Genomic DNA, 14208 nt, shown 5'->3' with positions numbered 1-14208 from the left:
AAGGGGGATCATAACAATATGACAACAGCTTTAGAGAAGCACGATGATAAACACAAGTATTATACCGACCAATTTACCATTAACGGAAAACGGGTGGATGTACGGAAGAATAGGAATAGCAAACAAGTAGAGGCTTGGATAGATGGTATGTGGAAGCCGATCACCAAGGAAGATATCGATAAACAGTATCGGATACAGTTTGATTATTCTCCATATGAGTTGGAGTTTTCGTATAATGGTGGCAAAACGTGGTGGACATACACGGACGAAAAATATATGACCGATTCGGAACGAGCGTATTTCAAGAAGGAGATCGCGTTTTTTGAGAATTGGGAACTTGAACAACGGATTGCAGAGGAAGAACGGAAAGCGAATGATCCTGTATATCAAGAGTGGCTTGCCGAACAATATGAAGAATGGTTAGCTCATGAGGAAGAGTATTACCGGAGTCAAAGCAATTCTAAGCTTACATCTTATGTCGATATTCCAGATGTGTTCAAACGTGATAATGAGTCAGCAGGAGAGAATTCTCCAAAATCAATTGAACCTAATTATATGAAATATTTTGAGATTCATGGAACCCATAAGAAATTTCAGCCTATCTGGTACGGCAAAGATATTTTAGATCAGCATATGAAATGTTTTTCTGACGGTACGTTTTTGTATCGATATGATCAGGGGGTATATGTCAATGATGGTGAGCGTCACCTGGAGCAATTATCCGTTACCCTGCTGGACAATGAATTTCGCCATAGTCGGATTAAGGAAGCACGTTATTACATAGAGGCCCAAAGTTATATTGCAGGAACCCAAATGAATCTGTTGGACGACTATATTAATGTTAAAAACGGTTTGTTGAATTGGAAAACGGGAGAGTTAAGGGAGCATACGCCTGATAGACGGAGCACCATTCAATTTCCTGTTCTATATGATCCTACGGCCAATGATCCTGCTATGCTTCAGTTTATCGAATCTGTGCTTGAACAGGATACGCATGCAACTTTATTTGAAATGATTGGCTATTTCCTGATTCCCACCTTGGAGTATGAGAAGATATTTTTATTCACAGGTACGGGAAGCAACGGGAAATCGGTATTGATTAAAACGATTGAAGCGATGATAGGCAAACCTAATATATCCAAAGTTAAAATTCAAGATTTAGAAGGAGACAGATCAAGGTTTAAAATTGCTGAACTTTATGGAAAAGTGCTGAATTGCTTTACAGATATCCCTGCGGATGCATTGAACTCAACAGGTAACCTCAAGGTGCTTGCCAGTGGCGAAGGCTTAAACGCAGAGAAAAAGGGGAAAGATCCCTTTAACTTTGAGCCATTTTGTAAATTGTTGTTTAGTGCGAATGAATTGCCGAAGAGTAATGACCATAGTGATGGTTTTTTCAGAAGGTTGATGGTGTTTCCTTTTACTCGAAAGTTTACGGATCAACAAAAGGACACGAAGTTAATTCATAAATTGACGACTCCATCCGCTTTATCGACACTATTAAATTATGCGCTTGAGGGATTAAGACGACTCGAACAACAAGGTGGATTTTCATATTCACAAACGATCAAGGATCAAGTTAAAACGTATCAAATGGAATCGGATATTATTATGCTGTTCATAGATGAAGAATGTGAAATTGAAAGTGAAGGTTCAAAACAGGGTGGAAGTCGCATCGAATGCAAAAGGTTATATGCGATGTATTCTGCATGGTGTAAACAAGGTGGATTTAAACCTGAAATGGTGACTCAATTTAATAAGCATATCAAAGCAAAACTTAAGGATAAGGTTCAATGGAAAAAGGCGAGAACAACAAGTGGCAATTCAGTTCCGTGTTGGTTTGGTATCAAAATATAATGTTTCCTGTTTGCGGCATCTGTTTCCTGTTCGTTTTCTATTTTAAATACAATTGGAAACGGAAAAATAGTTTGTTTACATAGAGAATCATGAGTTTGTTTCCATGTTTCCTGTTTTTTTAACTCTTGAGAGAAATATATAAATAATATTTGATCAAATATTATGTGCTGGTGAGGAGTATATATATGATAAGGAGTGCTCAAAACTGGAAACATGGAAACAGCTTTTAAAAATCCGCTATTATATTGGAGAAATTGAAGTGAGGATAGGAATTTGGCGTTATAAAATTGGAAACAAACGGAGGGAGAATAGGAAACATGTTTGTATATGAGTTTATATGGTGGGCTTGTCAGCCCGTAGGGAGGCTATGATGGGATTGAATATATTTGTCCAGCCATGAATTTTAGAGTAAAGGGATGATTGGAGTTGCGAAAGTGAACTTAATAAGCCGCAAAGGGGTTGGGTGTGGGAGGGGAAACGGCGGCAGCAAATATTTGTCCGAAGTGCAGCTCAAGCGAAACGAAGGAAAATATTTGGAGAGTTTCCCCTATCCCACAAATAGATTATATATACATTCAGCAGAATTCATACACGTAATCAGGTCATATTATTAACTGGCTAGGAATATCGTTTTAAAATTTTTGATTTACATATACAAATTAATCTTGCTGAATGTAGGCTGATATTTTTAAAATTTTAAACTACATGAGTGGAGGCTAGAGCTTTCAAGTTTGAGTGTGTCACGTGACACAATGAGCAGTTTTACAATTATAGAATCATAACACGGGAACTCTGGCTATGAGCTAGGGTTCCTTTTTCATTTAGAGAGGAGCAACAAGATTGCTATTAATTTTACAAGCAATAATCATAGAAATATTACGATTTATTACTGTAGTTGGTGTGTTTTTCACCTGGATGTGGATTGCAGCCTTTTTAAAAATGAAGGTAGAGAGAGGGATCAAGTGGATTGGAAATCAAATTCGTAAACGTAGAAATGCCCATACCATACATAAAAAAATCCAGAAATAATGAGAAAGCTGTAGAAATAAAGGAGAGAATCTTATAAATGAAGTGGATGAAATTGAAGATCGATCAACTGGTACATGCCGAATATAATCCAAGGAAGGATTTAAAAGCGGGTGATCCAGAGTTTGAAAAGATCAGGAATAGTGTAATGGAATTCGGTTATTGTGAACCGATTATTTGTAATAGTGATTATACCATTGTAGGAGGCCACCAGCGTGCCAAAGTGTTGAAGGCACTCGGATACGATGAAGTCGATTGTGTCATAGTGGATGTGAACAAGTCGAAAGAGAAAGCTCTGAACATAGCGCTCAATAAAATTACAGGGGAGTGGGACTTTGACGCACTGGCTACATTATTAGATGAGTTAAAAGAAGCAGAATATAATATTGAGTTAACAGGCTTTGATTGGTCTGAAGCAGAGAAATTGCTCGATACATTGCACGAAGATACAGCCGATGATGAGGATGGTTTTAATGTAGAAGAAGCATTACCTGTGCATTCGATCACTCGTAAAGGTGATATTTGGCTACTTGGTAAGCATAGGCTCATATGCGGTGACTCGACGAATCCACAGGATATCGCAACATTGATGGATGGTAAGAAGGCTCAGCTTATTGTAACTGATCCACCTTATAACGTGGACTACACGGGTAAAACGAAGGATGCATTGAAAATAGAAAACGATAAAATGGATAACGACCAATTTTATGATTTCCTATTGGCTGCCTATACTCAAATGTTTGAAGTAGCAGATGACGGAGCAAGTATTTATGTGTTTCACGCAGATAGTGAAGGTTTGAATTTTAGGAAGGCATTTATTGAAGCTGGATTCAAACTGGCTCAGTGCTGCATATGGGCAAAGCAAGCGATGGTGATGGGCAGGCAAGATTATCACTGGATGCACGAACCCGTATTGTACGGTTGGAAGCCGACAGGTGGACACTACTGGAACAGTGATCGTAAGCAAACGACATTATGGCAATTTGATCGTCCCTTCCGGAATGAGTTTCATCCCACGATGAAGCCGATTCCCTTGATTAGCTACCCGATTAAAAATTCCAGCAAGCTTGGTGATATCGTGTTTGACCCATTTGGCGGTTCAGGCTCAACGTTGATTGCTTGCGAGGAAACGGATCGGATTTGCTATACCTGTGAGCTTGATGCCAAATATGTAGATGTGATTGTGAAGCGATATATTGCCCACGTTGGTAGCGATAGCGATGTATATTTGATTCGGGAAGGTAAGCAATATAGCTATCAAGAAGTAGTTGCTGAGTCGGCAAGGTCAGAGGTATCATGTGCTGACTAAACCGAAAGGGTGATTTGATTGGGTAAGGCAAAAGTGAATATGGTGATTCGATTCCTGAAGGGCATGCAAGCCGAAAAGGTAAATGTGCTTGGGACTGAGGAAGCTATGGAGGACAATGAGTTGATTCAGAAGGTGATTGAGGATATCGAATTGTTTTACGAGGCTGAGTTAGAAGGATAAGCTGATACATATGGGGAATGGCCGATAGTTGGCTGTTCCCTTTTTCGTGATGGAGGTGAGTTAATGAGCAAAACTTATGAAAAACTAAAAAGGAACAAGCCTAAGATACTGACCAAGTATGATCAATTTGTTGTGCCAAGGCTCAGGGATGTTCCCGTTTGGGTACGTGAAGGGGCAACAGATGAGGAAATTGCGAAGCGACTTAATATTCATATTTGGACATTAGGCGACTATCGTAGGAAACACCCTAAATTTGCTGAAGCATTGGAACGTCCAACCAAGTGGGAAACCCATGTATATCCTAGACTAGCGGAGATTCAGCAATGGTTTGAAGAAGGCATGAACGCGGAGGATATTATCAGGAAACTCGATATTGGTAAAACGACTTGGTACGAGTATATAGATAAACATCCGATGCTGGCTGAACTAGTCAAATGGAGCAGATCTGTCCCTATTTCACACGTGGAAAATTCACTTTTGAAAGCTGCTACGGGGTATGAATATGAAGAAATAAAAACGATCATTGAAGAGGACAAAAATGGGAAAAAGAAGACACGTATCGAGAAGGTAAAACGATATCAGCCTCCAAATCCGACAGCGATGATCTTCTACTTAAAGAATCGCGCACCCAACGAGTGGAATGATCGGCGTGAATTGCTGGTGAATACGAAAGCACTGGAACAGGAACGGAAGCAGCTATTCTTGGATATGATTGAAGCCGATGTAGTGGATGCTGAATATGAAGCTATTAAGGAATCGGTTGAGATTGAGGAAGGATATGTGGAGCAGGATGCTTCGCAGCCATAACGTTATGCCGTCAGTATTTGTATAGATAAACGCCAGTTTCAGCCCTGAATTAGCCCCAAAAGTAGCCAGAATCAGTGCATAAGATAAGTTATGTAATCAGTGGACTTTCCCTCGAATCAACGCTATGATGTGACACACAAGCGAAGGGTGGGGGAAAAATGAAGTATATTCAAGGGTTTGAAGCCCATTTACGGAGCAAGGATCGGAGTGAAAATACGGTTTCCTGCTATATTAGGGATGTATTACAGTTTATAGTCTGGTATCAAAGGAAAACAGAATATGGACTGGACAAGTGGATTGAACTGGATGGGGTAGAGTACAAGAAATATCTGCAAAGCACCAATCAAGCTATACTCACCATCAATCGTAAAATCGCCAGCGTCAACGTATTTGCTCAGTGGATGCACCAACAAGGATATATTAAGGAAGAAATACATATCGAAGCGGTCAGGAATAAGGTTGTTCACCAATACAAAGGGTTAGCGGAAAAGGATTTGTGGAAGCTGCGGAATGAAATTCACCGGATGGGCAATCGGATGCATATCTGTATGATTGAATTGTTGCTGGGAACGGGAATAAGAGTAAGCGAACTGGTTAGCATCCAATTGAAGGATATTGAAATAAGCGAACGTAAAGGATTATTGAAGGTATTCGGCAAAGGAAACTCCTTCCGCATCATACCATTGAATAAGGATGTGCGAAAAGCCATTACCCGATATCTTGAAGTCAGACCACAAGTGGAATCACAATATCTATGTATGGGGCAGCGAGGGTCATTGGAACGGAATGCAATCAACCTGATTCTGAATAAATATGGGGATCGAATCAACGTGAAGGTGACGCCACATATGCTTAGACATACACTTGGCTATAAGCTGGTGAAAACGACTCCCTTGACGACCATCCAGCAAATCCTTGGACATGACCACGTAGCGACCACCAATATCTATACACTAACAACACAGCAGGATATGGTTGAAGCTTTGGCAAATATCGAGTGGTGAGAAGCCACTCTTTTTGTCGTGGAGGGAGGGGTACTTCTATGTAGATAAACGGAGCTACCAGCAAAGGGTGCAGAAATTTTTGTGATGATTTTATAGTGAATATGAGAAAGGAGCTATACCCATTGAAACGATAAATCAAGAAGAGCAGCGACAGGCTGAGCTGCTTAAGCAGTATATGGAGAAGCATTTTAAGCCGCCCAAAATGAAACAACTGATTGAAACGTTCTCTTTCTCTGAACTCCGCAAGCTTATCGGTGAGATGGACATTGAGTTTTTCGCCTTAGCCTATTTCCCTAAATATTTTGATCGAGCATTTGGTAAGTTTCACAAAGAGCTATTCACGGAATTAAGACATATGCTTGCGAATACAGGACTGATTACAGCTTTCGGACTCCCAAGGGAGCATGGAAAGTCAACGATCAGTTCTTTTTTATTTCCGCTGTATGCAACTTTATATGATAAATCACAATTTACATTGATCATATCAGCCACAGAACAAATTGCATTGCCCTTCTTGGACATGATCAAAGATGAGCTAGAAACAAATCAGATGCTGATTGAGGATTTTGGGATTCGTAAAGGAAGCCGCTGGAACAACAATGAAATATGGCTCAAGAGTAAAGGTGGGCTGGACTCCTGCATTATGATTCGTGGGATTGACGGTAGCTTGAGAGGTATTCACTACAAGCATCACCGTCCTACGCTGGTTCTGATGGATGATTTGCTCAAGGAAGATACGGCACGATCCGAAGCTAAGCGAGAACAAATTAAAAATACGTTTACGGATGTCATTCTGCCTATTGGCACAAGGGATACCAATATTCTGATCTGCGGAACGATTCTCAACGAAGAAGATATCATGGCTGATCTGCTCAAAGGGAAGATACCAGGTGTGAGAAGTGTCCGTAAAGCAGCCGTGCTTCGGTTTTCAGAACGAGATGATTTATGGTCAGAGTGGGAGCGACAATATAATAACTTGCAGGATGAGGATAGGATGAATACGGCCTTGTCTTTTTTTATGGCTCACGAAAAAGAAATGCTAGAGGGTACGAAAATCCTGTGGAGCGAGTATTTGGATTATTACTATCTCATGTGCAAAAAGCAAGCCATGGGGGAAAAGAGCTTCTATAAAGAGCTACAGAATGATCCGCGCTCAACCGATGAGTACATTTTCCAGAATCTCATGTATTGGGACAGGTTGCCTGAGTTTGGGGACATGGAACTTGCCATGTACATTGATCCAGCCATTAAAGCTGGGAAGAAAAACGACTATTCCGCTGTCTCCATTATTGGGCAGCACAGGAAGACGAAGCAAATGTATGTCATCGACAGCGAAATCTATAAACTGTTGCCGGATGATTTGTTTCAAGTGGCTATTGAAAAATTAAAGCTTTATCCTGTAGATAAGCTCGGATTTGAAGTCAATCAGGCACAAAGCTATATGAAGCAGAAATTTGAAGAAGAGCTATGGAAGGCGAAGATACATACACCCGTTGAAAGTGTCCATTCCAAGGGGCAGAAGCATGAACGTATTATTAGCTTGGAGCCGGAAGTGAAGAAGGGTCATATTCTGTTCAATTCAGATAACCTCAGATATAACCATCAGGTGAAGGACTACAATAGAAATTGTACATATGATGACGCGCCAGATAGTTTATATGGGGCTGTTCAATTGATTCAGTCGGTAAAGAGTCTGAAATTTTATGATCGCAGTTTGTTATTTTGAGGATCTGTTAAAACTCAATCTTTATTCTAATCCCATTAGCTAATGGGGAAACATAAAAGTTGATAATTTAACCAAGATAACAAGCGGTTATGGCACTCGTCATGCCTAAATTATTTTAAACTTTACAGACATGTGAATCAAATGTATTATTATATATAAAGGAAAATTATAGAAATTGCAACAGGGGGATTTCTATTGAAGAAGGGCTTAAAGTGGACGCTGTGGGTCGTGTTGTTGTTGATTTTAGGTGGTATTTTTTTAAACTTCTATTTGAATTATTTTACATTCGCCTATGCCTTAATGAGTGTGCTTCTACTTGTATTCTCAGGTTGGGGAGCTGTGGCCAAATTAAAGAATGACGTACATGAATATAAGAACCAACTGAGAAGAGAGTCGGATATAGATGATATTGAGCGATACACCAGATAGCGTTCCAGACTGCGAGTTTGATTTTTTATAACTATTAATAGATGTAAGATAGAATTAAGTACTATAAAATACGGGGGTCGGAGTATGCGGATTCACAAGAAGAGATTGCTTATTATGGCAGGATGTATTGCTCTATCCGTAACGTTAATAGGTTGCGGGGAACCAACCAAAGAAAACAAAGACAGCGATAATGCTGTAGAGACAATAAGCACGGTTGAATCAACTGCTGCAGATGAAGCTGTGACAGATACAGAAAGCGGTAAGGCTCCTGAGCCAGTTAAAGATCAAGGCACTAGTATAGAACCCCTGATCACCAAGACAGGAGGACTTGGGGATACGAAGGAGGCTATCGAACAGCTCCGCGGGGTAGATGAGAATGGACAGGATGCCGGCATTAGTTCTTATCAGAACAATAGTTTTCTGGCTATCTATGCCCAAGATGAAGTTACAAAGAAAAACACGGCTTTGAATGTAACCCTGTCATTTGAAGCTACGGATACGCCAAGGCGCTCTGAAAAGGAAGCTATACGCGAGGCTTCTTCTGTAATTCCAAGTGACGCTGTTAAGGTCAAGGAGTATAAGGTAGACGAGGGGCGAGATGTTATCCAGTATGAGAGCAAGCTCCTTTCAGAACGGTTGAGGGGTTGGTACGATCTGGATGCAGCGAATAATCCTAAATCTAAGTCAGGGGCCTTTATCGTCATCTTGAAGCACGATGAAGAGGGGATTTTCTCAGTCGTGGTTGGTGCTGGTAATAATCCGTAAATAAGGCCAACTGGTAACTAGAATTGGACTACAAATAAGGTTAATTGCTCGCCTGAATTTCAATAATTTCATTTGAAGAGATTAAACTAACAAAGGCTGTATCCAACTAAACAAATTCAATAGGTGCTTAGACCATGAAGAAAAAGACAAGAAAAATAATTGTAGGTGAAAAGGAATACTTATATGTGATTAATCAAAAGTATAATCAACATTTAAGTAATATTTCTCTAAAGATATCTTTAAAGAGCTTGAAAAATTTAACGTGTACATTCCTGTTTTGTACTTGGGACGATCCTATTTCAGGAAGCCCGCTATTAGTTGGTGTCTCCTTAAAGAATAAAGATACAAACAATTTAGAAAATTATAATTTACATTATCCAAGAACTATTAGGGAGTTCATCTTATACGGCTTAGAAAATGGATGGACTGGAGAAAACATTATAGAATTCCAAGACGGACTCAAAGATTATTAGTAATATGGGATATGACGTTTCATGGCTTAAATCATAGAACAGACATGGATAATTCTATAAAGTAACGTTACGTTAACGAAGAATGCTAGTGCAATAAGGAACTATCTTATTAAAGGTGGTTCTTTTATTTATGCAACAATACCATAGTCCATTTTGAAAGGAAGGATGTATTTGCAAATTACGGAACAAATCATTATAGAATGCCTAAATGAACTCCAATTGGCTGCATTAGCTAAACAGAAATATACAGATTACTACAATGGTCAGCATGCCATTCTCAAGAACTATGCGATGCAAGAAAGTCGAAGTAATCAAAAGCTTATTTTTAATTTCCCTCGTAAGTTCGTAGATAATGAAGTGGGTTATCTGCTCGGTAAGCCAGTAAACTATGTGTCCAAGTCAGATCAGGATGAAGCCATACATAACATAGATGTACATATGAGTCATTGGGATAAGGAGCATAATCTACAGCTTCGGAAACAATCCGAAATCTTTGGTGAAAGCTACGAATTGAACTATATTGACTCGGATGGTCAGTTTTCAGCCACGGTGCTATCTCCTTTGAATGCCTATGTACTGGAAGATGGAACGGCAGAAAAAAACGTATTACTTGGCCTACATAAATTTACGAGACGGTTTGATAAGCAAGTGTATTTGGACGTATATACCGATCATGAAATTCTACACTATACAATCGGCAGTGATAATAAAGGCAATCAAATGAAGCAAAATCAATCACCTGAATTAAAATATATCGGCAAACATAATCACATCTTTGGAAGAGTCCCGCTTATCTCCTGTCCAGCCAATACGGAGAGAAAAAGTGGCTTCCATGATGTGATTTCTTTATTTGATGCCTATAACGCTTTGAACTCTGATTTGGTCAATGAAATCGCAGATCATCGCAACGCCTATCTCGTGATTGAGAATGCCAAGTTGGAAGCTGAGGACTTATTGAATATGAAGAAGATGGGCATTATTCAGGTTCCGGCTGGAGGGAAGGTAAGCTGGCTTACGAAGGAGATTAACGATTCTTTTGTGAAAAATGAGTTGGACAATATTGAACGCAAAATCTTCGATATGATGGATCAGGTTAACTTCAATGAAAACTGGGCCAGCAATACCTCCTCCTTGGCGTTGAGAAATAAGCTGCTGAATTTGGAAAATCGAGTGGCAATGAGGGAAGCTTTGATGGAAAAGGCGATCAAGCAGCGGTTATGTAATTTCTTCACGTTCCTGCACATTAAAGAAGGCGTTCAATATGATTACCGGGATATTGCAGTGAAGTTTACTCGTAACTTGCCGACGGACTTAGTTGGGATGGCTGATGTGATCGTTAAATTGCAGCAAGTTGTTTCTCAGGAAACATTGCTCACGTTACTTCCGTTTGTGGAGAATCCCAAGCTGGAATTCAATAAATTTCATGCGGAGCAGCAACGATTAGTTGGTACGGATAAGGTGGTATCAAATGCAGAATAAACGGCATGTGAAAAATAATTGTGCTTGTTATCTCGGAGCGAAGCACGGTATTCAAAACTATTGCTGTTTACAGGATTGTCCATGTTTATTTTTCGCTCAAGATGATGGTCTACCCCGGTGTACCTATTTTGAAAATGGAGTGCTGCCAATAGACGAGAAGCTGGAGCGAGAATATAAGTCTGAACGTAATGTAGAGACTGAGCCTAAGACAGCGAAGCCGAGGGTGAACTGTACACGTTGTGGAGGAACATTTTCGGCAAATTCGAATCGGCAAAAATGTTGTGAGAAGTGTAGAGGTAAGAATGCGAACGAAAAGTCGAAGTTACGGATGCGCCAGATGAGAAAAAGCAGGCTCGATGTTACGCTTTAGGCTATCCAAAAGCCATATAAACAAAGGTTGAAAAACAACCGTAAATGGTGAGGGAGTATGTTGTACCTATTTCTCATTTTTGCGGTTTCTAATGCGTAACATCATTGTGTCAGATATGATGTTAAACGAATTCAACATACATATCGTGTTCTGAAGCTCGAATCCCAACAGGCTCAGTGTTACGCTTTAGGCTATTAAAAATCCGCATAAACAAAGGTTGAAATATAGGTAAAAGTGGGGAGTTGGTATGTTTGTACCTTTTCCTCGTTTTTGTGATTTCTAAAGTGTAACATCCCTGTCCTGAGCATGACATAAAAAGGCTCAAACATACATAAGCGTGTTCGGTTCTGAGGAGTCGGATGGGCAATAAAGGAGATTAACGAAAATGAAATTAGAACAAGTGAAGCAGTTGATCGAAGAAAACCAAACGAATGAGGAATGGCAAGCGTATCTTCAGGGTTTGAATCCGTATAGCGTGGAGGGGATGGAGCAATATATCCAATCTAATCAGCAAGCAAAAAGTTGGTTCGATAGCACCGTGGACAAACGATCAGCTAAATCGCTGGAAACGTGGAAAGCCAATCATTTGGAAAGTGCAGTGGATGTTGAGATCAAGAAGCGATTCCCGGCAAAGGATGAGAAAGACATCGAAGTCGAAAAGCTACGTGCCGAAGTGGAAAATATGAAGCTAGAGAAGCAGCGTGAACGGTTGACCAGCCAAGCGATCAAAATTGCATCCGAGAAGAAACTTCCACTCCCGTTAGTGGATTTTTTTATTGGTGCAGATGAAGAAGGGACGACAGCGAATTTAGCTATGTTGGAACAATCGCTGCAAATGGCTATCCAACAGCAGGTCGAACAACGGCTCAAAGGTGATGGCTATACCCCTCCGGCTGGTTCAACAGGTAACACATTTACATTGGATTCAATCAAAGGCATGTCGCCAAACGAGATTAATCAGTATTGGGATCAAGTCAAACAAGCATTACAAAACAAACGATAATAAACGAAAAGGATAGGGTGAATAAATATGTCAGTACAAAATTTTATTCCAACCATTTGGAGTGCACGTTTAAATGAGAGTCTGAAAAAGAACCTCGTATACGGAAATGTGGTCAACACTGATTACGAAGGTGAGATTCAAGGTCAAGGTTCCACCGTGAAAATTAATTCCATTGGAGCAATAACGATTGGCAATTATGATAAAGTTGCAGGGATCGGTAATCCACAGGAACTGGATGCTACGCAAAAGACGTTGGTGATTGATCAGGCGAAGTATTTCAATTTTCAAGTCGATGATGTCGATGCTGCTCAAGCGAATGTGAATCTGCTGGATGGTGGAATTGTGGAAGCTTCCTATGGACTGGCCAATGTAGTGGATCAGTATCTTGCTGGATTTTACACGGAGGTTAAAGCAGAGAACGCGATTGGCAATGATACAACGCCTGTTATTCCAACGAAAGATACAGCCTATGATTTGCTGATTGATCTTGGCGTGATGATGGATGAGAACAATGTACCTGAAACGGAACGTTTTGTGGTAGTTCCTGCATGGTACTATGGCTTGCTTTTGAAGGATGCACGCTTTACCAAAGACCCAAATATTATCCGCACAGGTTATGTGGGAGATATTGATGGCATGACTGTTTATAAATCCAACAATGTGCCAAATACAGGAGGAGCTAAGTATAAAATCATCGCAGGTCATAAGAGTGCGATTTCGTTTGCCGGGCAAGTGGATTCGGTGGAAGCCTTCAGACCAGAGAAACAATTTTCGGATGCAGTAAAAGGATTGCAGGTATTCGGAGCTAAATGTATCAAGCCGGAGGCTCTCGCTGTACTCACGGCCAATAAGTCTTAATTGAAAATAGGATCATATGCAAACACATTATAATAGAAGAAACACGTTTAGGGTGTCCGTTTTGGATGCCCTATTTTTCATTTTTTGGAGGGTGATAAGATGTGGTTTTTGAATCAGGAAACAGGCTGCACATGGGAAGTCACAGATCAGGAGTTAATGCTGCGGTTACAGTCTAGTGGGCATTATCAGCAAGTGGAGGAACCTAAACCAGATGAGACTGAGAAAGATGAATCTGTAACGAAAACTCAAGCTACTAAGATCATGAAGCGTACCGAGAAGGCACAGGTAAAGGAGGAACAGGAGCCAGCACATGAGTGATTCATTGATTTTACTTAAACGGTTATTAGGCATGGAACCAACAGACATATCAAAGGATGATATCCTGATCCACTATTTGAATAAAGCGAGAAGTAATATTCTTGGTTATTGTAATGTGGCAACACTGCCTGTGGAATATGATGATGTTATGGTCGATTATGCGGTGTATCTCTATAAAAATAGGGATTCGGTTGGATTTATAAATAAGCAGGAAGGTGAACGCTTAGCCACCTATGAAACAGGCATTCCGACAAGTATCCGGCTTGCTCTTCCTTTACCTAAAATCAAGGTAGGGACGGACTGATGTTCTACGATACGAAGCTGGAGATTTTGGATGTTACTCACTTCAACCCTGTTCTGTTGATGATGGCAGATGTACAACCTTATCGCAAAAGTTTTTCATTTGAAGATGGTTACATACTAGAGACGACATATCGAGCTTTCTGTCCATTGGAATCTTCATTGCTGTCGAACTGCTATATTCGAATTAGCGAAGATATTTTTATTATTTTGGATAAGAAGAAATGGAGTGATTATGTGGAGTTGTACCTGTATCGCTGCAAGCAGGATTTTGGTTTGGAGGTGGAGGAGTGACAAGGAGCCT

General features: G+C 40.2%; 15 protein-coding genes. All 15 read left to right on the top strand.

Annotated elements, in window-relative coordinates:
- Positions 1-18: 18 nt before the first annotated feature.
- A complete protein-coding gene (locus ASL14_RS07770; RefSeq protein ID WP_134911138.1) occupies positions 19-1857 on the top strand; it encodes a DNA primase family protein in 1839 nt (612 codons plus the stop codon).
- Between the two features lie 1066 nt (positions 1858-2923).
- The gene (locus ASL14_RS07765; protein ID WP_134911137.1) at positions 2924-4192 is read left to right on the top strand and encodes a site-specific DNA-methyltransferase; all 1269 of its coding nucleotides are present in this window, start codon (positions 2924-2926) and stop codon (positions 4190-4192) included.
- 18 nt (positions 4193-4210) lie between these two features.
- Positions 4211-4372, top strand: a complete 162-nt coding sequence (locus ASL14_RS27295; protein ID WP_189338241.1) for a hypothetical protein — start codon at positions 4211-4213, stop codon at positions 4370-4372.
- Positions 4373-4435: 63 nt separating this feature from the next.
- Positions 4436-5179: a transposase gene (locus ASL14_RS07760; protein ID WP_134911136.1), complete on the top strand. Its 744-nt coding sequence runs from the start codon at positions 4436-4438 to the stop codon at positions 5177-5179.
- A gap of 158 nt (positions 5180-5337) precedes the next feature.
- Positions 5338-6183: a tyrosine-type recombinase/integrase gene (locus ASL14_RS07755; RefSeq protein WP_134911135.1), complete on the top strand. Its 846-nt coding sequence runs from the start codon at positions 5338-5340 to the stop codon at positions 6181-6183.
- A gap of 175 nt (positions 6184-6358) precedes the next feature.
- Positions 6359-7909 carry a phage terminase large subunit gene (gene terL, locus ASL14_RS07750; RefSeq protein WP_134911134.1) on the top strand — a complete coding sequence of 517 codons (1551 nt, stop codon included), beginning with the start codon at positions 6359-6361 and terminating at the stop codon, positions 7907-7909.
- A 195-nt stretch (positions 7910-8104) separates the two neighbouring features.
- Entirely contained in the window at positions 8105-8338 is a 234-nt protein-coding gene (locus ASL14_RS07745; RefSeq protein ID WP_134911133.1) for a hypothetical protein, read from the top strand.
- An 84-nt stretch (positions 8339-8422) separates the two neighbouring features.
- The gene (locus tag ASL14_RS27895) at positions 8423-9103 is read left to right on the top strand and encodes a hypothetical protein (protein WP_223264247.1); all 681 of its coding nucleotides are present in this window, start codon (positions 8423-8425) and stop codon (positions 9101-9103) included.
- 134 nt (positions 9104-9237) lie between these two features.
- Positions 9238-9576 (top strand): hypothetical protein, encoded by a 339-nt coding sequence (locus ASL14_RS07735; protein WP_134911132.1) that lies wholly within the window; start codon positions 9238-9240, stop codon positions 9574-9576.
- A 171-nt stretch (positions 9577-9747) separates the two neighbouring features.
- On the top strand, positions 9748-11055 hold the full coding sequence (locus ASL14_RS07730) for a phage portal protein (RefSeq protein ID WP_134911131.1): 1308 nt from the start codon (positions 9748-9750) through the stop codon (positions 11053-11055).
- 755 nt (positions 11056-11810) lie between these two features.
- The gene (locus ASL14_RS07720; protein WP_134911129.1) at positions 11811-12428 is read left to right on the top strand and encodes a DUF4355 domain-containing protein; all 618 of its coding nucleotides are present in this window, start codon (positions 11811-11813) and stop codon (positions 12426-12428) included.
- Between the two features lie 27 nt (positions 12429-12455).
- Positions 12456-13286: a phage major capsid protein gene (locus tag ASL14_RS07715; protein ID WP_134911128.1), complete on the top strand. Its 831-nt coding sequence runs from the start codon at positions 12456-12458 to the stop codon at positions 13284-13286.
- A gap of 99 nt (positions 13287-13385) precedes the next feature.
- Positions 13386-13604: a hypothetical protein gene (locus ASL14_RS07710; RefSeq protein WP_134911127.1), complete on the top strand. Its 219-nt coding sequence runs from the start codon at positions 13386-13388 to the stop codon at positions 13602-13604.
- Positions 13597-13908 (top strand): phage head-tail connector protein, encoded by a 312-nt coding sequence (locus tag ASL14_RS07705; RefSeq protein ID WP_134911126.1) that lies wholly within the window; start codon positions 13597-13599, stop codon positions 13906-13908. Before ASL14_RS07710 ends, ASL14_RS07705 begins: the two co-directional genes overlap by 8 nt.
- Positions 13908-14198 carry a hypothetical protein gene (locus ASL14_RS07700; RefSeq protein ID WP_134911125.1) on the top strand — a complete coding sequence of 97 codons (291 nt, stop codon included), beginning with the start codon at positions 13908-13910 and terminating at the stop codon, positions 14196-14198. The genes ASL14_RS07705 and ASL14_RS07700 overlap by 1 nt, the downstream gene beginning before the upstream one ends.
- Positions 14199-14208: the final 10 nt, after the last annotated feature.

Origin of the sequence: Paenibacillus sp. IHB B 3084 (assembly GCF_001447315.1) — a bacterium.
In the GTDB taxonomy this organism is placed as follows: Bacteria; Bacillota; Bacilli; order Paenibacillales; family Paenibacillaceae; genus Paenibacillus.
Note: the sequence above shows the minus strand (reverse complement) of the source record. Positions and strands in the feature narration are given on the sequence as shown.

What these genes read in the sequence shown, in the direction of transcription:
- terL (WP_134911134.1), top strand. Translation starts at nt 6,359, where the DNA reads ATGGAGAAGCATTTTAAGCCGCCCAAAATGAAACAACTGATTGAAACG.
- ASL14_RS07700 (WP_134911125.1), top strand. Translation starts at nt 13,908, where the DNA reads ATGTTCTACGATACGAAGCTGGAGATTTTGGATGTTACTCACTTCAAC.
- ASL14_RS07765 (WP_134911137.1), top strand. Translation starts at nt 2,924, where the DNA reads ATGAAGTGGATGAAATTGAAGATCGATCAACTGGTACATGCCGAATAT.
- ASL14_RS07705 (WP_134911126.1), top strand. Translation starts at nt 13,597, where the DNA reads ATGAGTGATTCATTGATTTTACTTAAACGGTTATTAGGCATGGAACCA.
- ASL14_RS27895 (WP_223264247.1), top strand. Translation starts at nt 8,423, where the DNA reads ATGCGGATTCACAAGAAGAGATTGCTTATTATGGCAGGATGTATTGCT.
- ASL14_RS07760 (WP_134911136.1), top strand. Translation starts at nt 4,436, where the DNA reads ATGAGCAAAACTTATGAAAAACTAAAAAGGAACAAGCCTAAGATACTG.
- ASL14_RS07720 (WP_134911129.1), top strand. Translation starts at nt 11,811, where the DNA reads ATGAAATTAGAACAAGTGAAGCAGTTGATCGAAGAAAACCAAACGAAT.
- ASL14_RS07735 (WP_134911132.1), top strand. Translation starts at nt 9,238, where the DNA reads ATGAAGAAAAAGACAAGAAAAATAATTGTAGGTGAAAAGGAATACTTA.
- ASL14_RS07715 (WP_134911128.1), top strand. Translation starts at nt 12,456, where the DNA reads ATGTCAGTACAAAATTTTATTCCAACCATTTGGAGTGCACGTTTAAAT.
- ASL14_RS07770 (WP_134911138.1), top strand. Translation starts at nt 19, where the DNA reads ATGACAACAGCTTTAGAGAAGCACGATGATAAACACAAGTATTATACC.
- ASL14_RS07755 (WP_134911135.1), top strand. Translation starts at nt 5,338, where the DNA reads ATGAAGTATATTCAAGGGTTTGAAGCCCATTTACGGAGCAAGGATCGG.
- ASL14_RS07710 (WP_134911127.1), top strand. Translation starts at nt 13,386, where the DNA reads ATGTGGTTTTTGAATCAGGAAACAGGCTGCACATGGGAAGTCACAGAT.